The sequence below is a fragment of the Anaplasma capra genome (genome assembly GCF_025628805.1).
GTDB lineage: Bacteria > Pseudomonadota > Alphaproteobacteria > Rickettsiales > Anaplasmataceae > Anaplasma > Anaplasma capra.
Window position 1 is genome coordinate 1 of the sequence record NZ_JAOTBG010000016.1, and the last position, 23,092, is coordinate 23,092.

General features: G+C 48.2%; 20 protein-coding genes and 2 tRNA genes. 14 read left to right on the plus strand and 8 right to left on the minus strand.

The annotated features are described in order from the left end of the window. Positions 1-102: 102 nt before the first annotated feature. A tRNA-Gly gene (locus tag OC187_RS04200) sits at positions 103-173 on the minus strand. Positions 174-182: 9 nt separating this feature from the next. Next, positions 183-265, minus strand: a tRNA-Tyr gene (locus OC187_RS04205). 194 nt (positions 266-459) lie between these two features. Between OC187_RS04205 and rlmB the strand changes: the two genes are divergently transcribed. The 9 genes from rlmB (at position 460) to hemH (ending at position 8,014) form a co-directional block, all read left to right on the plus strand. Then, positions 460-1,215 (plus strand): 23S rRNA (guanosine(2251)-2'-O)-methyltransferase RlmB, encoded by a 756-nt coding sequence (gene rlmB / locus OC187_RS04210; protein ID WP_410518637.1) that lies wholly within the window; start codon positions 460-462, stop codon positions 1,213-1,215. Continuing rightward, entirely contained in the window at positions 1,208-1,882 is a 675-nt protein-coding gene (gene cmk, locus OC187_RS04215; RefSeq protein ID WP_262998285.1) for a (d)CMP kinase, read from the plus strand. The genes rlmB and cmk overlap by 8 nt, the downstream gene beginning before the upstream one ends. A gap of 61 nt (positions 1,883-1,943) precedes the next feature. Next, a complete protein-coding gene (locus tag OC187_RS04220) occupies positions 1,944-3,626 on the plus strand; it encodes a 30S ribosomal protein S1 (RefSeq protein ID WP_262998286.1) in 1,683 nt (560 codons plus the stop codon). A 29-nt stretch (positions 3,627-3,655) separates the two neighbouring features. After that, on the plus strand, positions 3,656-4,507 hold the full coding sequence (gene sppA / locus OC187_RS04225) for a signal peptide peptidase SppA (protein WP_262998287.1): 852 nt from the start codon (positions 3,656-3,658) through the stop codon (positions 4,505-4,507). Positions 4,508-4,514: 7 nt separating this feature from the next. Continuing rightward, complete coding sequence (locus tag OC187_RS04230; RefSeq protein WP_262998288.1) at positions 4,515-4,796, plus strand: HU family DNA-binding protein; 282 nt, start codon at positions 4,515-4,517, stop codon at positions 4,794-4,796. Positions 4,797-4,971: 175 nt separating this feature from the next. Next, positions 4,972-5,256, plus strand: a complete 285-nt coding sequence (locus OC187_RS04235) for a DUF4164 domain-containing protein (RefSeq protein ID WP_262998289.1) — start codon at positions 4,972-4,974, stop codon at positions 5,254-5,256. Beyond that, the gene (locus OC187_RS04240) at positions 5,257-5,679 is read left to right on the plus strand and encodes a cell division protein ZapA (RefSeq protein ID WP_262998290.1); all 423 of its coding nucleotides are present in this window, start codon (positions 5,257-5,259) and stop codon (positions 5,677-5,679) included. 381 nt (positions 5,680-6,060) lie between these two features. Next, on the plus strand, positions 6,061-6,897 hold the full coding sequence (locus OC187_RS04245; RefSeq protein ID WP_263008625.1) for a hypothetical protein: 837 nt from the start codon (positions 6,061-6,063) through the stop codon (positions 6,895-6,897). A gap of 58 nt (positions 6,898-6,955) precedes the next feature. Beyond that, entirely contained in the window at positions 6,956-8,014 is a 1,059-nt protein-coding gene (gene hemH, locus OC187_RS04250) for a ferrochelatase (RefSeq protein ID WP_263008626.1), read from the plus strand. A gap of 7 nt (positions 8,015-8,021) precedes the next feature. Here the strand turns inward: hemH and zapE are convergent, their stop codons facing one another. The 4 genes from zapE to OC187_RS04270 form a co-directional block, all read right to left on the minus strand. Further along, complete coding sequence (gene zapE, locus OC187_RS04255; protein WP_262998293.1) at positions 8,022-9,071, minus strand: cell division protein ZapE; 1,050 nt, start codon at positions 9,069-9,071, stop codon at positions 8,022-8,024. A 256-nt stretch (positions 9,072-9,327) separates the two neighbouring features. Next, positions 9,328-9,657, minus strand: coding sequence for a hypothetical protein (locus OC187_RS04260; RefSeq protein WP_262998294.1), 330 nt, complete (start codon positions 9,655-9,657; stop codon positions 9,328-9,330). Positions 9,658-10,157: 500 nt separating this feature from the next. Continuing rightward, positions 10,158-11,042, minus strand: coding sequence for an SPFH domain-containing protein (locus OC187_RS04265; protein WP_262998295.1), 885 nt, complete (start codon positions 11,040-11,042; stop codon positions 10,158-10,160). A gap of 93 nt (positions 11,043-11,135) precedes the next feature. Then, positions 11,136-11,933: an ankyrin repeat domain-containing protein gene (locus OC187_RS04270; protein ID WP_262998296.1), complete on the minus strand. Its 798-nt coding sequence runs from the start codon at positions 11,931-11,933 to the stop codon at positions 11,136-11,138. A gap of 143 nt (positions 11,934-12,076) precedes the next feature. On the opposite strand from OC187_RS04270, the gene OC187_RS04275 reads away from it, so the two are divergent. Next, a complete protein-coding gene (locus OC187_RS04275) occupies positions 12,077-14,722 on the plus strand; it encodes a UvrD-helicase domain-containing protein (RefSeq protein ID WP_262998297.1) in 2,646 nt (881 codons plus the stop codon). Positions 14,723-14,760: 38 nt separating this feature from the next. On the opposite strand, the gene OC187_RS04280 is transcribed toward OC187_RS04275, so the two are convergent. Beyond that, positions 14,761-15,735 (minus strand): quinone oxidoreductase family protein, encoded by a 975-nt coding sequence (locus tag OC187_RS04280; protein ID WP_262998298.1) that lies wholly within the window; start codon positions 15,733-15,735, stop codon positions 14,761-14,763. Between the two features lie 153 nt (positions 15,736-15,888). Then, on the minus strand, positions 15,889-18,063 hold the full coding sequence (locus tag OC187_RS04285; protein WP_263008628.1) for a type I secretion system permease/ATPase: 2,175 nt from the start codon (positions 18,061-18,063) through the stop codon (positions 15,889-15,891). A 188-nt stretch (positions 18,064-18,251) separates the two neighbouring features. On the opposite strand from OC187_RS04285, the gene OC187_RS04290 reads away from it, so the two are divergent. The 4 genes from OC187_RS04290 to OC187_RS04305 all read left to right on the plus strand — a co-directional run. Further along, the gene (locus OC187_RS04290; protein ID WP_262998299.1) at positions 18,252-18,428 is read left to right on the plus strand and encodes a hypothetical protein; all 177 of its coding nucleotides are present in this window, start codon (positions 18,252-18,254) and stop codon (positions 18,426-18,428) included. 7 nt (positions 18,429-18,435) lie between these two features. Continuing rightward, the gene (gene folP / locus OC187_RS04295) at positions 18,436-19,242 is read left to right on the plus strand and encodes a dihydropteroate synthase (RefSeq protein ID WP_262998300.1); all 807 of its coding nucleotides are present in this window, start codon (positions 18,436-18,438) and stop codon (positions 19,240-19,242) included. Positions 19,243-19,434: 192 nt separating this feature from the next. Then, positions 19,435-22,722, plus strand: coding sequence for a carbamoyl-phosphate synthase large subunit (gene carB / locus OC187_RS04300; RefSeq protein ID WP_262998301.1), 3,288 nt, complete (start codon positions 19,435-19,437; stop codon positions 22,720-22,722). Between the two features lie 69 nt (positions 22,723-22,791). Then, on the plus strand, positions 22,792-23,092 hold a 301-nt coding region (locus OC187_RS04305; protein WP_263008627.1), incomplete at its 3' end, for a hypothetical protein.

The window sequence follows — 23,092 nt, forward strand, 5'->3', positions numbered from 1 at the left end:
GTCAACGTGCCCTATCGTACCTACGTTTATGTGTGGCTTCCTTCCTTCTGTCATAAAATCATTCCCAAACACCAAACAATATGCACAAACACCCTGTCAAAGAGCGGGTAATGGGAATCGAACCCACGCAGGCAGCTTGGAAGGCTGCTACTCTACCACTGAGCTATACCCGCAAACAGCCGTGGAGGAGGTAGGATTTGAACCTACGTACACATACGTGGGCAGATTTACAGTCTGCTGCCTTTGACCACTCGGCCACCCCTCCCGAAGACTCAGCTAAAAAGCTACGCCCTGTAATAGCACATAATTAACAAAAGTGACACAAAAAACCAACCGCGATTCTAGAGTTGATTAAGAAAAATTTAACCCTACAATACGTCACTGCATGTTAGCAAAATTTGTGGGCTTTACAACAACAAAGTTATGGGCCGCGCAGGAAATTATGGAAGATGTATGTGGATGCATGGAAGGCATGCATGTATCTCCGCTCTGCAAAACCCGAGCAGAGTGTGCAGGGAACTCTTAACAACGTGTGAGTTCCTAAAAAGGCACCCAGAAATTATGGATATGGCACGAAACAGGGGAGTGTATCCACAGAGGGTAAAATCTGAAACAATAGATGAGACCTTGGGTTACAAGGCAGCCCACCAGGGAGTTGCACTTAGGGTAGATAAACTATTTGGGCCCAATGGAAGAGGACTAAGAATAGAAGATATAGTAGATGCAGTACCAAGCAATCCGAACGCAACTTCCACTATGGTGCTCCTGGATCGGGTTACGGACATCAATAACGTGGGGGCAATAGTAAGGTCTGCTGCTTGCTTTGGCGTTGATGCAGTAATTCTGCCAGAGCACCATTCTCCCTCGGAAAATTGCGCCATAGCAACAGTATCCAGCGGAGCCATAGACGTCGTTCCGGTGGTATGCGTGGGAAATTTGGTAAAGACGATGCAATACCTCAAGCAACACGGATACTGGTGTTATGGTATGGACGTTTCCGGAAGTCTCGCTTTGCACAAAGCCAGCTTCCACGAACGTAGGGCTATAATCCTGGGGTCAGAGGGCAAGGGCATTAGAAGGTTGGTCAGGGAACACTGCGATTATCTGGTCAAAATCCCGATATCGTCTAGAATTGGAAGCTTAAATGTATCCAATGCGGCAGCAATAGCATTATACTCCTGCTACCTACAACCACGCAGGAATACCCGTGGCTGACAGTCGGGACAGCAACAGGAATAAGCGCCCAGTCATAGCTGTTGATGGGCCATCTTCTTCCGGAAAGAGCACCATAGCCAGGGGGATAGCTGCTGCGCTGCATCTGCAACACTTGGACACTGGTAAGTTATATAGGATCTTCGCGGTGAGATTTCCTGACAAACACCTCCAGGCACGAAAGAGCTGCACGGATATTCAGCTAAGCAAACAGGAAAGGGAAGAGATTCTGTCAGCATTAAACGATAGTAATCCGGTATACTACACAGAGCGCGCCGGAAATATGGCATCAATACTCGCAAGGGACAGTTTAGTAAGGAAGGCCCTGTTGGAAATACAGCAACAGTTCGTGCGTTCAGCGCCATTTGGAGCAGTAGTGGACGGAAGAGATATCGCTTCCGTTGTGTGTCCAGACGCTGATGTGAAGATTTTTGTCAACGCATACGCATCTGTCAGGGCCAGAAGGCGTTTTAAGCAGCTGCACAATTCCCCTCGCAGAGTGATGTATAAAAGTGTATTTGTCCACCTATTACACAGGGATATACGGGACACGTGTAGAAGCGCCGCCCCACTGGTACGCGACAAGGACGCTCTATACCTGAACAATTCACACATGCAGAAGGCCGATACCCTGCGGGAGTTGGTGGAGAAGATAAAAACGTTCTTGTAAAACTGCGTGAACGGTATATTATAGCTACTCGTTAGTTTTTTCGTTCTTCGTGGGCTAGGATATGTCGTCAGGTGCGGATTTCCAGGGTGGTGTCTCGGGCAGCATAAACAGGATGCACTCCAACAGGTTTGTGGGCCATAGCTTCGATGACTTAGATTCCTCTGATGCGGATCTCTCTGGCACTCTGTCTGAACTCCTGGACAAGGGGCCTAAGGAAGGAGAGGTGATAGAAGGCACTGTGATCTGCATGGATGGTGGGTACATCACTGTAGATGCGGGTCTGAAGTCTGAAGGCGTGGTTTCTCTCAGGGAGTTTGAGCTTGGTGAAGGTGGGCAGGGTAGCGTTTCCCTTGGCTCGAAGGTTAAGCTCTGCCTGGAGAAAATAGAGGGAAAGAGCGGCAGCGTGGTCCTGAGCCGCGAAAAAGCAATTAGGAATGAGCTGTGGCAGAAGTTAGAGAAGGCTGCAGAAGAGAAGACCGATGTGGAAGGCGTCATCTTTGGCTCCATCAGGTGTGGATACACAGTGGATGTTGGTGGCGTTGTTGCCTTTCTACCAGCAAGTCATGTGGGGCTTCGCCAAGTGAAGGATATCACGCCCATGCTGGGAAAAAAGCAGAAGTTTCGCATCCTCAAGATGGACAAAAAACAGGGAAACATCGTTGTATCCCGGAAGGCAGTGCTGGAAGAGTCGCTTGCAGACGCCAAAGATTCCTTCCTAAGCCAGCTGGAGGAGGGCAGTATAGTTGAAGGTAAGGTCAAGAGCATCACTAAGTACGGTGTATTCATAGGTATACACGAATCGCCTTCAGTTGGGGTCGTAGACGGTTTGCTGCATATAACTGACATATCCTGGAGCCGCGTGAGTCACCCATCAGCTGTGTTCTCCTGCGGGCAGACTGTGCGGGCAAAAATAATAAGGATTGACAGGGAAAATCGCAAAATCTCCTTGGGAGTAAAACAGCTGGAGGAAAGCCCATGGGCAAACGTGGAGGAAAGATATCCTGTAGACAGCATACATAAGGGCATAGTGACCAGCATAGAAGACTACGGTATTTTCGTAGAGTTAGAAACCGGGGTTGAAGGGCTGATACACGTGTCCGAGGTGAGTTGGGTGAGGAGTCACTTACCCGTGAACCAAATCTTCATGCGTGGTGAGGAAGTTGAGGCCAAGGTCTTGAGTCTGGACGCAGCCAAAAATCGCATGAGTCTCAGTATAAAAAGATGCAAAGAAAACCCTTGGGAGGCGTTTATTGAGAAGCATCCGGTTGGATCAATTGTCGAGACTAAAGTGAAGAGCATCAGTAGCTTGGGGATGTTTGTTTCTTTCGAGGATGACAGCTCAGGATCGGGAATAGAGGGTCTTATCCGCTCTACAGAGCTAAGCTGGAGTGGCTCCCCCGAGGCTGCGCTAAAGAAGTACAATGTTGGAGATCATGTCCAGGCCAAAATATTGATGGTCACGACAAATAAGAACAAGATCGACTTGGGGGTCAAGCAGATCGAGCGGGATCCATTCCTCAACCTGCTGAGAGGAGTTGGGATTGGTGACCGGATCGTAGTTACCGTCTCGAAGGTCCTGGAGGACATGGGCGTGCTTGTTGATGTGTTTGAGGGATCGGAAAGCTTCAATGTGCTCGTGAAGCAGGAACACCTCCCAGAAGACAAAAAGTTCTTCCCTGGCGACAGGGTGGAAGCTGAAGTTTTGATGGTTGGAGATTATAGTCTTGTCTTGTCGCTGAAGTAGGTTGTGCGGTGCTGGATCACCTATTAAAAATGGAGGCGTTGCACTCCAGGGTCCTTTGGTGGAGGGCCTCTTTTTTCTTTGCCGTATGCTTGCTGCTGTTGGTTGTTGGACAGGTTGACTATTCCAGAATCACTGGAATGTTCAAGGCACACAGTTATGTAGCAAGAGTAAGAATCAGCGGCGAAATCGGGCGCAGCAGAGCTAGAGAGGCCTTGCTGTCCAAGCTTGCAGAAAGTGATTCTGTGAAGGCGCTGGTCCTCAGAATAGATAGTCCTGGCGGTACCGTGGGCGATAGTGAGGCCCTGTATCAGCAGATTAGAGAAGTAGCGCTAAAGAAACCAGTGGTGGCAGTGCTTGGAAACGTTGCAGCTTCGGGCGGGTATATGGCTGCAATAGCGGCTGATCACGTAATTGCGCGCCATGGAACCATTACTGGGTCTATAGGTGTCATTTCACAGTATATAGGCATAGCAGAAACAGCCAAAAATTTGGGCGTAGCGCTGAAGTCGATCAAGACTTCCTCACTGAAGTCTGCGATGTCCCCTTTGGAAGAATTGTCACCAGAGGGAGAGAGCGTAATACAGGGAGTGGTTGACGATTTTCACGTTTTCTTCACAAGCCTAGTGGCTGAGAGACGCGGCTTCACACCCGATCAAGTTTCCACGGTTTCTGACGGCAGAATCTACACCGGAGCTCAGGCACTACAGGCTGGATTGGTGGATGCTATCGGGGGAGAGAAGGAGGCCTTGGAGTGGCTGAAGACTCAGAAGGATATCGACGTGCGGGTGGTCCGAGACGTCGATTACAGGCGCGTAGATTCGGGCTTGGCCCCCTTGTTGTCCTACGCCGCACATTACCTACATGTGTTGCTTTTTGGGTGAGTGTTTTATGTCTCTAAGGTCTGATCTAATACAGCGCGTCACGAGAAGGAATCCCTCACTGGGCGAGGCAGTTGTGTCCCAAATAGTCAGTATATTCTTCTCCTCCATTATTGACTACGTAAGCAGTGGGTATAGGGTCGAACTCAGGGGATTTGGCTCATTCTCCGCCCGGTATTACGTGCTCAAAGATCATAGTTCGAATCTCAGACTGCCAAAGGCAAGCTACCGAAAAGTGTATTTTCGCCCTAGTGAAAAGCTCGTTAAGGCTGTGGAAGGCTGCAGCACCTAGAGAAGCAAACCGCAACGCCACGTTGCCGTGTTTAGAAGCGCGTTTTCCTCATAGGGGTGCCCCTGAGTTTTTCAAAACCTAGCCTGCAGTTCTCAGAGTTGATAATAACAAATAGTTTGCATGTTTTAGTTATCTGTAATAACTTGCCCACTTGGGGGTTCTTGTTCGTCGTCCTATGGTCGCTAAGTCAGAAAACGTGAGCTACGCGGAAGATTTGCGCAGGGCATTTGATGAATTGGAGAATTCCCTAATGCGCAGGCTTGGTGATGGCGGCGTCGGCACAACCGAGCTTGGAGAAAAGGTGGATAAACTAGCCACAGAGAAACGGCTACTGGAGGAGGCATTGCTACAACGGGAGGCGGAGTGCGCGTATTGGAAGGCAGCGTGTAGTGAGATTGTAGATGGTCTAAACTCCTCGATAGAAACCATGAAGTCTATTCTAGGTAGAGAAGAGGAGTAGGTGACTGAGGATACATCTACAGGCATGCGAGTTGTTGACGTTGTGATCCGCGGTAACACCTACAGGGTTGCATGCAGTGCAGGTGAAGAACAGCGTTTGGGCGAGCTTGCAAGCAGGTTGAGCAAGCTGGTGGAGGCGGTGTCAAGCGGAGGTAAGAGCGGAAGCAAGACTTCCGACACGCTCCTTCTTCTCCTAGCGGGCTTAAAACTCGAAGACAAGGTAGGGGAGCTCAGCCAAGAGCTCGACAGAGTAACCAAAGAGCTATCGGAGTATAAGGAAATACACGGCAAGGAAGCTCGCCTCAGAGGCCTTCTTGAAGAACTATTGTGCTACAGTCTATCGAGGACAAAAAGGCTGCTTGCATACGTGAATGGCGAGCACATGAAAAATGCACAGGACACAGAGAGTGAAGTGGCCGAGTAGGTAGTTGCGGAATGGTTGCCTGTGCTTGCCGTTGGGTGCAAGCGGCACTGAACCAAACAGGGAGGGTCGCAGTGGAACTGGGCGCAAGAGAAGCCTAGATGCGTCGAAATGCAAGGGCGCCTGCTGCAGCACAGGCAGTGAGTTAATACCAGTACATTATCCCCAGAGTAAGTTGTGGGTAGCATATCTCTGAAGTTATATAGTTGCGATATCAAAGGAGAGCCTGGTATTTACTTTTTCCGTTGTTGACTACCTAGAAAATCTTGCCTAGACTTGGCCGGATTTGTCTACAAGTGGAAGTGCGAAATGCCTGCATGTTGCGATGGCTCTGCGCGCCGTGAGGGCGGAAGCAGTAGTCGCTTGAAGGCCCTGCCAAGACAGATGGCGGAGTCTGTTTTCTGTGGTTTTTCGGGTGCAGCGTCATTTCTAGTAGCCGCTTCGTCCGCTGCTCAACTGCTGATTTTCCTTAGTGCTTACAACAGAGGCACCTCTTTGGAGCCAGAAGCACGCAGGCGGCACAAAAAGCACTTGCACGCCGCGCTTGCATCCGTAAAGGCAGGTCTGTTACCTGCAGCCGAGATGTTTATCCTGGTACCGGTGCTTTGCGTGGTATTGCACCACTTTACAAATCTCAATGTGTTGTCTTGCTTGTTAGCTTGCTGGGCTGTGATGTTCTCTGTGTGCCTGTTTGTTAGGGTCACTGGCATAATAGAGGGCTGCCCAAGAGTGGGATCTCCGGTTTACAAGTCGGGTATGCCCTTTCCCATAATGGTTCCTCCTCCAGGAACCGAGTACACCATACCTGAGCCTTATACCGCGGAACCCGTGTCAGAAGAGGCATCGAGTTTCTCACTCGTTGGTGCGTGGGTTGTGAGCCTTGCTCTCATACCCTTCCGAATTGTGACTCTGGCTGCTACTCTTGTGCTCGCGACGTTGGACCTGATATGCCTAATTCCCCGCTTTCTTCGTGATGTTGTAGAAAATGTGAGAGGGCGCAGCGGTAGCGGAGAGGCAGCTGTTTCAAGCACAACATCCTCCAGATTCCCTAGGGCATCAGATACCGGGCGGGAACTTTCTTCCCTCCTGAAGGCAGCTGCGTTTGACGCTGCTTGGGTCGCAAGTCTGGGAACTACCGGGGTGTCGTCTCTGGTGTTCGGGCTCGTGGCAGAAGAGGTATCATCTCAAGCAGTTGATGTAAGTCCAGCAGAGAGAATCTAGAAGGCCTATGGTGATTGGTTGCCGCGTGAGTGTGTTATAACCCCAGAGAGGTGGTGCGGTGGTTGGCGGAACATCGGGGAAGAAATGCGCAGTTGTATTACTAAACCTTGGTGGGCCTGGCTCCTTACATGAGGTTGAGGGGTTTTTGTTTAGTTTGTTCAGCGATCAGCGAATAATAGGGCTTCCAAATCCATTTAGGATGTTCCTTGCTGCACTAATTGCAAAACTGAGAAAGAAGTCTGCGCAGAAAATTTACGCACTTATGGGTGGAAAGTCCACCATACTGGAGGAAACAGAACTTCAGGCTTCCACCTTGGAAAAACGCCTGAATTGCACTACAAAAGACACAACTTACAGGGTCTTCGTTTGTATGAGGCACTCAAAACCCTGTTCCATGGAGGCGTTGCAAGATGTACACAACTATCAGCCCGAGCACATAGTGTTACTGCCCATGTATCCCCAATACTCAAGTACCACAACTTTATCTGCAATTGAGGATTGGTATCGCAATGCGCGCAAGATGCGCTACAAGTGCAACACTAGTGTGGTATGCTGTTATCACACCCACCCAGACTACATAGCATCACACTGTAAACTGATATTAAGCGAATACAAAAAAGCTTTGCTAATCCACGGTAGCCCGAGGGTATTGTTCTCCGCACACGGGTTGCCAACGCGCATTGTCAAGCGGGGAGACCCATATCAGAATCACGTACAGCAAAGCGTTGATGCGATTGTCGAAAGTATGGGCATACAATCTCTAGATTATTCCATATGCTATCAGAGTAAAGTAGGACCCGTAAAATGGCTTGAGCCAAGTACAAGATCTGAGATTCTACGTGCAAAAAGCCATGGAATTCCTGTGGTTGTAGTGCCAATCTCCTTCGTCTCCGAGCACTCAGAAACCTTGGTAGAGCTCGACATAGAATACAAAGCGCTAATGCCCGAAGAGGGACAGTATCTCAGAGTACCTGCTTTGGGAATAGACGAATCATTTATCGAGTGTCTACGTAATCTATCTTGTATAAAGCATGAAACTTCAAGCCCGTGTAACGGCAAACTTTGCTGGAAAAGGCTTCGGAGCGCGACCACGCAAGGCAAGAGACACTACAAGTGAATTAACGCTACCACAGCTCAGAGCCCATTTCGGCAAGACGGGATGCAGCACGCCGGAAACTCATAGGTGGTGTACCCACATGCAATTCACCTATGTCTGCAGCAAGAGAGCAAAAGATGCGCACCCTGCCCTCATAAAGTTCATCTACCAGAATGATAAATCGCTGCATTTCGTTTTGAGAGTAAAAATCGAACACCGGAATGCCACTAATAAATATCGTAGAAAAGCTCTCAGCTATTTTCTTGTAATCCGCAACCCATAGGGGGTTAGCACTACCACATAGATCATCAAAACTAAACCAAGCCATGGAACCGCAAGTTTTCTCTACTTTTATCTCTCTGGCTCCCACGGTAAGTACCGTATTTTCAACTTTCCTTGAGCCAACAAGCTTTAAAAAATGCCCGTACAGTGCGTGATCTGAGCCATCACCTACGTAATACCTTCTTACATTTCGCCCGCGTATTGTTCGGTAGTCGTGCTGCCCAGATACTTCCAGAACCTGCATATTCTGTTCCAGTAGAGATATTGCAGGTAAAAAGAGCTCACGATGCAGTCCCCCTTCGTACAGGCCATGTGGTGGATAGTTGGAAGTCATTATGACCACCAAATTCTTGGAAAACAGCACCGAAAATATTTTATGAAGTATCATGGCATCACAGATATCATGCACTTGAATCTCATCTAAAAACAGTAGCTCCACATCCCTCAACATGTCATCCATGATTAGAGATATACAGTGACCGCTCTGCTGTATATCCTCTATACGCTTCTGGTGCAGTAAATCGTGTGCATCTTTGATGAGAGTGTTGAAATGTATTTTCTTCTTCTTTTTGATTACCGAGCATTCATAGAATAGACTCGCCAGCAGGGACTTCCCCCGCCCTACATCTCCATGCATGTAGGCACCCCTTTTGGTGGTAGAGCCTGGTTTGCGCCAAAATTCCCACCACTTTGGCGGTGTCCTGTCGTAGCTTATCAACTCTTTGAGTGTAGAAACCTGGAGGGCGTCGAACACTATTTCGCGCGCTTCGACCATACCGTAGTATCTAGCAAGCATATAAATTATCAAATCAATTCTGTTGCATACAGAGAAGAATCTGCGAGCGGAGTTAGTGCAGCATATCACATAGAGTACATACCACCAGGATACTCCGTACTGTACCGCACCAACCGGGTACTCCCAAGTGTCGAAGTATGCACACAGTGTCCGGCGCAATAACACGGGCGTGCATTATGATTTACGCCGAACAACATGATAATGCACCCAGTTCTAGAACTCGAGTCCCTCACACAACCACTAGGCAACACACAGACTACCTACAGCTCAGGGATCTGGAGACTATGTCCCTCATTTTGTTTCTCACGTATATTGGATTATAACCAGCAAAATGACACACAGTTATAAAATCGTAGTGCAAATCGTTTATCCAGTTAAAGGCTTTCACCTTTTCTAGATTATTTTCCGTGCGCTTGTAGTTGGATGTAATGTCTATAAAAGCCTGAAGTATTACCGCACCCCAAAGCGCATTGTAACGTTTCTGCTCATCAACAGTCTCTCCATTCTCTGCGTTGTTAGGTTGATCTGTTGCAAGATTGTCGTATGTCCCGTAGTAGCTGTAAAAATTCAATAAATCAGAGTTCATTCTTATCCTCTTAGATGCAAAAAAGATTGATCGATTCAAAACCGAGGAAAAATAAAAAACAAGTCGCGTGCCGAATGCCTCTCCACTTCTAGTGACGCACAAAAATAGCCACATCCCCCAATGACAGGGGCTTTTATGACATGCCTATTGTGATATAATTATATTGGATATTTCCATACGGGCTGATCAAAAACTGTTATACCCCGGGCACGTGTTCTATATGACCGAAAATCCAGCTCCGAGACGTACTCGGCATAGGAGAGATAATAGTCCGTACTGTAGATCATTTTTATGGATCGCCGATGCCCCCTCGACACATTGTGTCAAACACTTGGCATGAGCAACGGACATGGAAATCGCTGCAATATGAAGATGAAAATGCGCACTTATTCTGTAATAACGGAATAATGCTCTATATCCTAAAAGTCGGCTAAAACGTATTGGTAAGCACCTCAACCACGGGACAGATGCTAGCTATACCGGTGCTACTGTGACTCAGACTATTCCACACTAATCACGGGCTGCGTATCGCTCTCTGACACAAGTGCGACCAACAAGTTGCTCGCAAACTTCAGTTTCTGATCATCAGTAAGGTTAATACCGTGCTTGGATTCCAGGTGCGCAAGCACTTCATCTACCATACTGACAGCATTCTTCACAATATACACCCTGGCCTCAGAGATTGCCTTAGCTTGTTGTCTCCTCAACATAACCTGTGCTATCTCGGAAGAATATGCTAAATGCGATATTCTTGTATCCTCCACTTCTATGCCAACAATGCCCATCCTATCCTGTAAAATTGCGCGGAGTGCTTGGGAAATCTCTGTAGAGTTCTGGCGCAGCGACACACCAGAATTTGAATCATATGGGTAACTGCCAGCAAGCTCTCTGAGTGCTGTTTCCCCCTGTACAGAAATAAAGTTTTGGTAATTCTCTATGTTGAAGCATGCTTTTTCGGGACATACTACTCTCCACACTATGGCAGCCGCTATCTCTATTGGATTCCCATCCGCATCGTTCACCTTCATCACAGAAGTGTTTATACTCTCAATTTTTAGAGAAACACTGCGCTTAGCAGAAAAAGGAATTGTAAAGAGCAATCCTGTGCCAAAAGACGTACCTACATATTTACCAAAAAACTCTACTACCTTCGCTTCGTTTGGACTATTTATAAAAAAACCGCTCGGCAATAGCGACCCAACTAGCATCAATGCGCCGGCGGCACCCAAGAATGGAAGAGAAAAATCACTAAACAAACAGCAAATGCCAAGGCCTACAGCGCTCACTAGCATAACGCCGATTACGTTGTATCCGTTAAAACACAACAGATCCTTGCTTACAATATCGCGCACAGACGACGCCATGCCACCACCTTGCTTACCCATGTACGCTTACACATTCCCAACTTGAACAACACAAGGCGGCCGTAAAGGAGCCCTGCAGAACCGTCATCACCTGCGTAGCGCCCATCCCTACCGCTACCCTTCACTTGCGCTCAGGCCGACTTGCATCTCGCTTACTGCGTTTATCATGTCAGCTCTACCGCTTGCGACCGCGACGCTGAGAGGGGTTTCTCCCTTGTTGTTCTTGATCATAACGTTGGCACCGTTTGACAGCAGGTATCTTACTGTATCTATGGCACCATGCCTAATCGCGTAGATCAGTACGTTGTCTCCGCTCTTAGTGCGTACTCCCTCCAGAACAAACTTCAGGTCCTTGCCTAAGTTTTCGAGCTCATTGACAAGAGCCATCAGCCCAGTAATGTTGTTGGACTTGGCACAGTAAAACACGTGTGCATAATACTCTCTCGCATCGTAAAAACGTGGCAAATGAGAATTATTGTCGTTATACGTGCCTGTTATCTCTATGTATGGGTGCACCGCCCTACGATAAGGCCAACTCCTGCTGCGCAACGCATTTTTGGTGTTGTCAGCAGCGGGCCCTGCCTGATCGCCTGCCTGCACGCTCTCTGCACTCGTCTCAGAGCCAACTACCACTGCATCACCAGCAGCATTTTCTTCAGTAGCGAGATCCGCTTCACTCTTGGTTTGTTTTTCTGATGATGAATCTCCACGTGCCGCAGATAGGCCGCCAGCCTTTTTAGGTGCGTTCTTTGCATACTCCCTATCGTCACTGCCTCTGTACCTGGTAATGACACCACCTGGACCTGACTCCACATTCGGCACTATGATCTTAGTTTGCTCGCCGATCTTCTCCATAAGAGCCACTGTACTCCTAAGTGCATCACTAGCTGCACCTCCCCGGCTAAAAAACACGACGCATAAAGCGCCAGTTAAAAAAACCTTCCACACAGCACACATGTTCCGCTACTCTTTAGACCTCACGCATATAGGCTCATACCACCAAAGTATGATTTAAGCATTAACGGAAAGGTTAAGAAAGTAAAAACACAAGATCGGTGAAAAATTATAAACTTGACATACAACAGCAAAACGCCACTGACCCGGAAAGGGAGTTCGTGTGGATAAGTGCGTCTGCAGGCACAGGAAAAACCGGGTTGCTCGTTCACAGAATAATCAGGCTGATGATATCTGGGCAACGCAATATATTATGTCTGACTTTTACAAACTCTGCCGTCCGTGAAATAAGAGAGAGAATATACGGCATCATAGCCGAATGGCTGACACTACCCGAAAACAGGCTAGCGGATACACTAAGAGAGGTGTGCTACCGAAAGATAAGCAGCCAACATTGCATAAGGGCAAGGCAGCTGTTTTTTGATATTCCATCCATCTTAAAAATACAGACAGTACACAGCTTCTGCTACTCTCTCATATCGTCTTTCCCTATAGAAACAGGGGTTTCAGTAGATTTCGGGATAAGAGAGCTGTCAGAAGCTTACCCAAGCATTTTCGCACAGCTGTTACGTGAGGATAGAAGCATAGACCACGACCTATCAGAAATTTCAGCAGAACTCAAGGAAGGCACACTATACGACCTCATGTACCAAATCATAAACAAACAATGCAAAATCTCGGCAATAGAAGCGCCTCCCCAAAATGCACCCGTAGATCCTAAAGAAATCACATGCCCTACGCAGCTGATAGACGCGCTAAAGTGCGGAGGAATAAGAGACAAAAAAGTAAGCGCAAAATTGAATGCGTGGAATAGCTCCGCCAAAAAGTCCCCCGAAAAAGTGGCAGAATATCTGTCAATTTTCATCGACCTGCAGTCTCTAGAAGAGAAGCCTATAACTAGTATATCAAGCAAAAACACCATTGAGCAGTTTCCTGAAATCGCACAGATTATAGAACGCGAGCAGGCAGCACTCTTGAAATTCGCGGAGCAATTCTATACATGGCGGATAGCAAAGCGCACGTTCCACCTGGCGCGGATTGCACAGAGGTGCGTAGCGCTTTATGAGCAGGACAAGAAGCACTCAAGATATCTGGATTACAACGACGTTGTAAGGCTCGCACTCAACTTGATAATACACCCGGATCACAAAGATGCAGTGCTCTTTCGCCTTGATAGCAAAATAGATCACATATTAGTAGATGAATCTCAAGACAATAGCCTTGAACAGTGGAACATAGTGGCTGCACTGTGCAGCGAGTTTTTTTCGGGTTTAGGCAGCAGCGACAGTAGGCGTACGCTGTTTATAGTTGGGGACGTAAAACAATCTATTTACAGATTTCAAAACGCTAGGCCAGATTACTTCCATCTCATGCATCAGTACTTCTCCGCACAAAGCAATGATGCGCTCGCTATACAACTATACAGATCATTCCGATCTACTAAACCAATTTTACTCCTAGTAGACAGAATTTTTAACGCGCTGAGAGAGCAGGTTTCTTTCCAATCACAAGAAATAAAACACGTAGCATATCGCGAGTCAGACCACGGATATGTGGAAGTGTGGCCACTGGTAAATATCGAAAGACGCAAGAAACCTTATGCATGGGACGAACCAGAAGTGGTTGCGCACAGCCCCCGCGCTACCAACACTCTGTTGCTTGCACAAACCGTAGCAAGAACCATAGGTGCATGGATTACAAGTGGCAGGATGTTGGCTGCAAAAAACCGCCCAGTGAATGCCAGCGACATCTTGATATTAGTACGCTGTAGAAGCCTTCTGGTTGACCAAATGATAGCAGAGCTGAGGCAAGCAGGAGTCCCTGTGGCAAGCAGAGACAGATTCAACGTTATGGACTACGTTGCTGTACAGGATCTGGTAAATCTTGGCGAATTTTTATTATTGCCGGAAAATGACATGGCGTTGGCAGCTTTGTTAAAATCCCCCATATTCAGACTCACAGATGACGACTTACTCAACATAACAAACAGCTGCACTGACACTGTGTCACTGTGGAGTAAGTTACAAGCGTTCACCGAACTAGACGGTATTACAAACTATCTAACATCGCTAATTGGAATGTCCAAGAATCGCAGTCCTCTGGATTTGTATTATTTTGTCTTGTCGGAGCATAGAGAAAAACTACTGCAATACCTTGGCCAAGCATCAGGAGAAATTATAGATGAATTCGTAAATTTACTCATCAAGTTCGGGCTCAACAATTTGTGTACGCTAGAGTCCTTCATCCACTGGATAAAGCATACAAACCCAGAGGTAAAGATTGATACGGGAGCTCAAGAAAATGCCATTAGGATCATGACTGTACACAGCGCAAAAGGCATGCAATCGCCTATAGTGTTCTTGCCCGATACAACCAGCATTCCCAAGTGCGAGCTCCAGATAGTTTTTGATACAGAAAATACACCCATATGGTGTTCCGGTGATACAAACGCACGCTGCAGAGACCTGAGAATGCTAAAGAGACAGGAAGAATACAACGAATACCTAAGGTTGCTATATGTTGCAATGACCAGGGCGGAGGACGAACTATACGTGGCGGGGGTGGGCCCCTCATGCGGGCAGTCTTGGTACAGCATCATCACAAGTGTTGGCTCAGATGTCTTCGCCAAGAAGCAGGCAACCTTGTATCCCGCATTCAAGGATGAGGTAGATGTTCTATATACGGAAAATCACCTGATAAACCGGCCCGCCTGCGAACCACACGTCAACGACGCCACAACAACCTAGAAAGAAGCAGGTGCCTTGCAGCAGGCAACACCACTGTTTTACATAGTTATGACGCCAAGCCCCGTCAGCTTCCGATCTTCCAGATCCTTGTGAGCCTTCGCTATATCCGTGAATTTATACACCTTGCCGACCTCTACCTTGATGTGCCCCCTCCTGAGCACCTCATAAATCTCCATGGCAGTGAGCCCCAGTTCAAGCCTCGAGCGTTTGTAGTGTTGAATTGACGGAGAGGTTATGAACCATGATCTTGAGCTCAGCATAGACATACTTACACTAGGCATGCGACCGGAAATGCTGCCATATGAAGCATACAGGCCGAAGTGCCCTAGAACACTGAAGGATAGCTTGCTCACAGCCGCGCCTAAAGGATCGTAAACAACGTTCACACCCCTTTCACCAGTGATCGCCATAACCTCTTTGGCTATGTTATCATCCTTGAGGCTCATAACGTAGGAGCAGCCTACCTCCCGCGCCACGTTTGAGCGCGCGTTGGATTCCACAACCCCTATAACCTTGCCGCCCTTGTAGCTCGCCCATTGGCACAAAATCCTTCCAACCCCTCCGGACACCCCATACACCAAAACAAACGTTCCCGGGCGCACGTCGTATATCCTGTGAGTCAGATAGTGTGCGGCCATCCCCTTTAGCATAATAGCGGCAGCAAGCTCATCACTAACATCGTCGGCTATCTTATACAAATATCTTTGGTTCAGAACTCTGGCCTCAGAGTACGCCCCACCAGGCGCAGTACAGTATCCAACCCTGTCTCCAACACTAAGCGCCTCGGTATCTGGCCCGAGCTTTTTCACAACACCGACAGCTTCTACACCCAAGACTGCGGGAAAGGACGGCACTTTTCGCGTACCATCTCGATGCTCAACGTCATAGCGATTAAGACCTATAGCCGTGTGCTCAATTAGCACCTCACCCTTACCGGGCTCCCCAACATCCACATCAACATACTTCAAAACACTGGCATCGCCGTGTTTATCGATAACAACAGCCTTCGACATAGCATCACTCCACTCGCCGTACCATATTACATATAACCATTAACAAAAAGCAAAAAGAGGTCGCATCGGAAGTACAGAAATCCCAAATTCGCCAACACCCACACCGTGCATCCATTCTCGATACTTGAAAACAATATTTGTCGGGGTACTACGCTATTGGAGACCCCCAGCTTCCACAACCCTGGACTTCGAATCATCAACTAGGTTTGCGCCATCAACTGAACCATCCACACCAGATGGGGCACATGGCACACCATTCACGTCAGGACGCTTGGCGCGTTCGCTAGTTCTAACACTCGTCTCCCCTTGCTGATCCTCCTCAGCACGTACGTCACCGCCAGTAGAATCAGCATCCGAACTTTTGGGCTCAGATTTGAGCACATCACCCCGAGCGCGAGCACCGCCTATGGCGCCATCTTCGCCATGCACCTTGGATTCCACGGCATTTTGTCGAACAGCACCGTTTTCTGGTGCGTGAGAAGTGCTATCACACGCAGCACGCTCTTCATCTTCAACATGACCCAAAACTCTGGGAGTCCCCCCACCAATACCATCATGTCGCGCTTCAAGCCTTGCAGGCCCACTATCGCCATCAGAATGTGCCTCCGAACCACCACGTCGCTCATCGGGTTCCCTGCTAGCAGGAGGCTTGTTTGTTGTAAACCTACTCAGTATCTCATTTCTGTCACCCATGGCAGCCATCATACCATCATCCATAACTATTACCTGCTCCACAGCACTGAGCAGCTGCATTTTGTGAGTCACAACAAACGTTGTAATCCCCTGCTGTCTGGCATAAGCAAGCGCCTGCACTAAGCTCGCCTCCGCTCTTCCATCCAAATTCGCATTAGGCTCATCTAGCACCAGAAGTCTAACATCCCCGTAAAACGCCCTGGCTAGCCCTAACATCTGCTTCTGCCCCCCTGAGAGGATCACTCCATTATTTCCTATTATGGTGTCATATCCGCTCGGCAGGCGTAATATCATCTCGTGAATTCCTGCTATCTTCGCAGCCTTCACTACTTTTTCTGGGTCAGGATTGGGCATCATTCTTGCAATATTGGTCTTCACAGAAGCTTGAAAGAGCTCTATATCTTGAGGCAAATATCCAACATGGCAGCCAAAATCCTCCCTATTCCATGTGTACACGTCTGCACCATCAAGCCTCACGACCCCAGACAGAGGCTTCCAAACCCCTACCAGAAGTTTTACCAGGGTCGATTTTCCAGAGGCACTGGGCCCAATGATCCCAACAACACTACCTGGCTCAACACCGAATGACACACCTTTAATGGTGGGCTTGCTCCCCCCATAAGGCGTAAAGAACACTCTCTCCATGGAGACGCTACCCTTAGGAGTCGGTAACGCCATAGCCTGTTCCCTCCTGGGAAACGAGAGTAACAGAGTCTGCAACCTTCTGTAGGATATTCTGGCCGACAGCAACATCTTCCAGGTATTGATTGCAGCTTCAAATGGCGCCAACGCCCTTCCCATAAGGATAGAGGCAGCAATTATACCTCCCGCGGTTTTGTGCCCATGAATTGCAAGCCACGCTCCTACTCCTATTACTGAAATTTGTAGAACAGAACGGACAAATTTTGTAATACCCATAATAACGTTGGATCTGCCCTGTGCCTTTACCTGCAGCTTTCTGTTATGTGTATTTCTACCGGACCATTCGGCAACTATATGCTTGACCATTCCCATGGCCTCCACCACCTCGGCATTACGACTCGCAACATCTATGTAATTGATATTGCGCACGTTCTCCTCGTTAGATTCTTGCATAACTTGCTTTGTCGCCAATTCATTCCAAATGGCCATCAGCACCAACAGCGCTATACCAACCACAGCGATGTACCCCGTAACCGGGTGTATCATGAATATCGCAACTAGGTATACAACCGCCCATGGCATGTCAAATAGAGACAGTACGCCGAACCCCGTAATGAAACCCTTCACCACGCCCAAATCTCGTATTGCTTCCCCACTGGAGGTGGAAGCTTTTATCGAAGTCAGGCTTATGGACCGTGAGATGAGATCAGGTGTGGCCTCCCCATCTATCCAGTCTGCAACTTTTGCCATGGTCAGAGATCGGCAGACATCCAACAAGGAAGAGCAGATCAATGCACCCACAGTTACAAGGCTAAGCATCAAAAGCGTGGAGGAGCTTCCACTGGAAAGCACCCTATCTAAAACCTGAGAGGTATAAAGAGGTAAAAACAGCACTAATACGTTAATCGCGGAGCTAAACCAAAATACAAACCAAAATACACTCTTACATTTCTCCAATGTCTGATAAAGAACACTCTTCTTCAGCTCCTTCATCGCAGAAAAGCCGAACTTCACACCTTCCACTGCATACCCCAAATATTGCAGACCTGCACACGCCAAACCACAGTGCCGCCCGTTAAGCCCAGATATTACTATAAAAGTCTGCTTATCATAAAGTAAATTAGTGTTGTGCAACCCTAAATCAAGCCTTAGAATACCACTTGGGGTTTGTTCGGGTACACATGGGCATTCTACTTGTCGTTGCGTTATCACTGCTCACTGTGCTCTCGCTGATAGTCGGTGTTGTGCTGGCATCTACCGGCGGGGATCTTTACCTGAAATATAGAAACAAAATCATGATTGCCAGGGTGGTGCTGCAAGCAGTGTGCGTTATCTCTGCGGCGTTACTCATCAGATAGGAAGGGTATGGGCCTAGCACGCACCAAAATCATTGGAATATTGAACGTAACACCAGACTCGTTTTCCGACGGGGGCAGGTTTTTCAGCAAGGATACCGCAATAGAGCACGTAGCAAAGTTGATTGCGGATGGAGCAGCAATTATAGATGTAGGAGGAGAGTCAAGCGCGCCAGGCGCCGCGCCCGTCCCACAGGAAGAGGAATGGCGCAGGTTGCAGGAGGTTTTGCCCAAAGTCGTGGAAATGGCGCATAGCTCAGACGTGAAGGTTAGCATAGACACTAGAAATGCGCAAACTTCTGCCCGCGCCTTGGATCTCGGAGTAGACTACATAAATGACGTAGGCGGGCTCATGGATCCGGAAATGCTGTCAGTTGCAGCGCGGAGTAACGCCGGTATAATCATCATGCATAACTTCGGCATACCCGTCTCCAGCGTAAAACAGAAGCTAGGAACTCCGGAACAGCTTGTAGAGGAAGTCATAGAGTGGCTGCGCGTCAGGGCGGATGCGCTGGTCTCCGCTGGTGTGGATAAACAGCGCATCATAATAGATCCGGGCATAGGCTTCGGGAAATCGTACGAATACTCGTGGCACATCATAAAGAATATATCGCAGTTCAGGAAACTTGGGCTTCCCATATGCGTCGGACACTCGCGCAAGTCCATGTTCTCTGTAATTTCCGTCGAACCAGAATCACGTGACTTTCCCACAGCAGTTGTATCAGCGTTCCTACTGGGGCAGGAAGTAGACTTCATACGGGTGCATGACGTATTCCTAAGCAGGATCGCACTTGAGGTTGCGAGCATGCTGTTGTGACAACCCTAACACATCTTAGGCAGCTAAACCCGATAGCGCAGTCTAGAACATCTGAATGAGCACACCTTACACTAACCGAGCATTACCCACTTTGCAGATCTCACACAAACGCAACTTCTGTGTTCAAGTCCTCCTTTGCTTTTTACCCGCATTAGTAGTAACATCCTGCAAGCTACTTTGCCAAGAACACGCATGCCCAAACGTACAGACATAGAGACTATACTTATTTTAGGCGCAGGACCGATTGTGATCGGACAGGCATGCGAATTCGACTATTCAGGTACTCAAGCCTGCAGAGTTCTAAAAAGCGAGGGCTATAGGGTGGTATTGGTAAACTCCAACCCAGCCACCATTATGACTGACCCCGGTATGGCAGACGCAACGTACATAGAGCCGATAACCGCAGAAATCCTTGAAAGGATCATACTGAAGGAAAAGCCAGACGCAATGCTGCCAACAGTCGGAGGACAGACCGCTCTCAATGTTGCTATGGAACTTGCAGATTCAGGTGTGCTGCACAGAAACGGCGTGGAGATGATAGGTGCAAGTCAGAATGCGATACGAAGGGCTGAGGATAGAAGCCTATTTCGCAAAGCAGTAGAGAGTATAGGGGCCAAATGCCCCAAGAGTACAATTCTGAAAAACCACGACCAAATAGCCTATGCATTGGAGTACATAGGGTTACCTGCTGTTATCAGGCCTTCCTTCACCCTCGGTGGAATAGGCGGGGGCATAGCACGCGCTGAGAAAGAATTTTTCGAGGCGGTACGCCTCGGACTTGCAATGTCACCGGTCTCTGAAGTCCAGGTTGATGAATCGATAATAGGATGGAAAGAGTTTGAGATGGAGGTTATACGTGACTGTCGCGACAATTGCATAGTCGTATGCTCCATAGAAAACATCGACCCGATGGGTGTACACACGGGAGACAGCGTTACAGTGGCTCCTGCAATCACATTGCGTGATGAGGAGTACCAGAGCATGAGAAACGTTTCCTTCGACATATTGAGGGAGATAGGAGTGGAGACTGGAGGGTCGAATGTGCAGTTTGCCGTCAATCCCGCATGCGAGGGAGAGATGGTGGTGATAGAGATGAATCCCAGAGTTTCTAGGTCCTCCGCTCTCGCGTCAAAGGCTACGGGGTTCCCTATAGCAAAGGTCGCAGCAAAGTTAGCCGTGGGGTACACTCTGGACGAAATAGTCAACGACTGCGCAGTTTCAATCCCTGCATCATTTGAACCTGCGATGGACTATGTCGTGGTAAAAATACCCAGATTTGACTTTTCAAAATTTCAGGTTTCTACGCAGGAGCTGTCAACATCTATGAAATCAGTGGGAGAAGCCATGGCAATAGGCAGATCTTTTACTGAATCGTTACAGAAGGCCCTATGCTCCCTGGAGGCTGGATATAACGGGTTGAACGAGTTCTTTCCTGCTGGAACGGAGTTAGAGGAGGTATGCACCGCTCTGGAGGCACCATCCCCCAATAGAATTCTCATGATAGCTGACGCTTTGAGGATGGGAGTCAGCATAGAGAAAATAGGCGAAATTACAAAATACGATCCCTGGTTCTTGAAACAGATAGAGATCATTGTGGCTTACGAGCGGGAAATAAGAAAAAATGGGCTGCCTGAAACTAAGGCCGAGCTTCTACAACTCAAGAAAATTGGGTTTTCGGATGCCAGGTTGGCAGAGCTCTCTGGCAAGGATGTTGCTTACGTGGAAGATCTGCGAGAGACCCTATCTGTGCATCCTGTGTATAAGAGGATTGACACATGCGCTGGAGAATTCGGAACTAACGCAGCATATATGTATGGATGCTACGAGGGCGATGCTATCAATGCTCCTGAATGCGAATCTCAGGTTACTGCAGACAAAGACAAAGTTATAATACTGGGGAGCGGACCAAACCGGGTTGGACAGGGTATAGAGTTTGACTATACATGCGTGCATGCCGCGCATATGATCAAACAAATGGGCTTGGAAGCCATAATTGTGAATTGTAACCCCGAAACTGTTTCAACAGACTATGACATATCTGATAGACTCTATTTCTCCCCTCTAACGCGAGAGTGTGTCTTGGATATCATACGCAAGGAATCCGAGGGGCCAGCTTCGGTAAAAGTTATAGTTCAGTTAGGTGGCCAAACCCCATTGAAGCTTGCAAGAGTACTACAAGAAAAGCGCGTGAATGTCGTTGGCACCGGTTTTGACTCGATAGATCTGGCAGAGGACAGGATGAAGTTCAATAAACTTCTGTCGAGGCTCGGGTTGAAGCAGCCGCGCAGCGAAACCTGCGAGTCTGCTGATGAAGTGCTGGACAAAGCAAGACTGGTGGGGTTTCCCGTATTGTTACGCCCCTCTTATGTGTTGGGAGGACAGTTTATGTCGGTGGTGCGCACCGAGCAGGCCCTTGCCGCGTATTTGCATAGCCACAAAAGAATATTCGATTCTGGATCGCTGCTTATAGATAAGTTTCTCACCGACGCATCAGAGGTCGATGTTGATGCCATTTCGGATGGCAATCAGGTGTACATAGCGGGAATCATGGAGCATATCGAGGAGGCAGGAATCCATTCCGGTGATTCAGCATGCTCCCTCCCGCCATATACCCTCGACGAAGAAACGATAAGCTTGGTATCACAATACAGTAAAAAAGTGGCTCTAGCCCTGAACGTCAAGGGCTTAATTAACATCCAGTACGCCATTCAGAATGGAGAGATATACCTACTGGAAGCTAATCCTCGGGCAAGTAGGACCGTGCCCTTTGTAGCAAAAGCCACTGGTGTCCCACTCGCCAAACTTGCAACCGCAGTTATGTTGGGCAGTAAGTTATCTGTACGCGACGACATGGCCCATAAGATGCCTTACAGCGCGGTAAAAGAGGCTGTGTTTTCGTTTTCTAGGTTTGCAAGCGCAGATCCAATGCTGGGCCCAGAAATGAAATCTACAGGTGAGGTTATGGGTGTGGACAAGTCCTTCGGCATGGCCTTTGTCAAATCGCAAATCGCAGCTGGATACGAGCTACCAACCTCAGGAAAGATATTCCTGTCTGTGAAGGATAGCGATAAACCGGCCGCAGCAGACTTAGCGCGTTCATTTGTTGAGCTAGGATTTGAGCTTTTTTCTACCACTGGAACGGCAAAATATCTTAGTGAATTGCAAATTCCTACTACGCGCATTAACAAGGTCCGTGAAGGAAAACCACACATAGTGGACATGTTAGATAACGATGAGATAGTGCTAGTAATAAATACTTCTGCCGGAATCAAGGCGGTCTCAGACAGCGCAGATATTAGGAGAACTGCTATTACTCGCAGAATACCCCACAGTACCACGCTCTCAGGCGCAAAAGCCATAGTGCTTTCACTCAAAAACCTAAACGGAAGTGGCCTGGAAGTGACGTCCTTACAGGAGTACCACAAGAAAAACTGGGGGGCCTTGTCTGGATGCTCCGTACAATGGGAGACTGGAGCATAAGGCTGGGCTCGTAACAGACAGAGAACAGCCAGAACCCGCAGGCAGCCTGCACTCTGATACACAGGGAAAATGAGCATTAACAAGAAGCTCCACGAGGATTTTAGTGGAGAGCGTCAAGCTAGAGCAGCACGTAGGAAGATAGCAGGTGCATATGGAGCCCATGCCATCTCCATGTTACTCATGGAGATATGCGTAGTACTTATGCTAGTGACGGCATTGGCATTGGCACTTACCGTTGCTCCTCCCATTGTTGTTGCTTTGGCAGTAGCTGCTTCTGCTTTAGTTTCCATACCCACTGCCTTTAAAATAGCCAGGGCAGCTAGAGCTGCTTCTTCAGCCACTACCAGAGCCGCTCTTGAGGCTGCTGGTG

Coding starts and splice junctions, on each gene's coding strand:
- OC187_RS04260 (WP_262998294.1), bottom strand. CDS start 9,657: ATGAACTCTGATTTATTGAATTTTTACAGCTACTACGGGACATACGAC.
- OC187_RS04230 (WP_262998288.1), top strand. CDS start 4,515: ATGTCTCTAAGGTCTGATCTAATACAGCGCGTCACGAGAAGGAATCCC.
- folP (WP_262998300.1), top strand. CDS start 18,436: ATGGGCCTAGCACGCACCAAAATCATTGGAATATTGAACGTAACACCA.
- OC187_RS04220 (WP_262998286.1), top strand. CDS start 1,944: ATGTCGTCAGGTGCGGATTTCCAGGGTGGTGTCTCGGGCAGCATAAAC.
- carB (WP_262998301.1), top strand. CDS start 19,435: ATGCCCAAACGTACAGACATAGAGACTATACTTATTTTAGGCGCAGGA.
- OC187_RS04280 (WP_262998298.1), bottom strand. CDS start 15,735: ATGTCGAAGGCTGTTGTTATCGATAAACACGGCGATGCCAGTGTTTTG.
- OC187_RS04290 (WP_262998299.1), top strand. CDS start 18,252: ATGGGCATTCTACTTGTCGTTGCGTTATCACTGCTCACTGTGCTCTCG.
- OC187_RS04245 (WP_263008625.1), top strand. CDS start 6,061: ATGGCGGAGTCTGTTTTCTGTGGTTTTTCGGGTGCAGCGTCATTTCTA.
- OC187_RS04285 (WP_263008628.1), bottom strand. CDS start 18,063: ATGAAGGAGCTGAAGAAGAGTGTTCTTTATCAGACATTGGAGAAATGT.
- zapE (WP_262998293.1), bottom strand. CDS start 9,071: ATGCTTGCTAGATACTACGGTATGGTCGAAGCGCGCGAAATAGTGTTC.
- OC187_RS04235 (WP_262998289.1), top strand. CDS start 4,972: ATGGTCGCTAAGTCAGAAAACGTGAGCTACGCGGAAGATTTGCGCAGG.
- rlmB (WP_410518637.1), top strand. CDS start 460: ATGCATGGAAGGCATGCATGTATCTCCGCTCTGCAAAACCCGAGCAGA.
- OC187_RS04265 (WP_262998295.1), bottom strand. CDS start 11,042: ATGGGTAAGCAAGGTGGTGGCATGGCGTCGTCTGTGCGCGATATTGTA.
- sppA (WP_262998287.1), top strand. CDS start 3,656: ATGGAGGCGTTGCACTCCAGGGTCCTTTGGTGGAGGGCCTCTTTTTTC.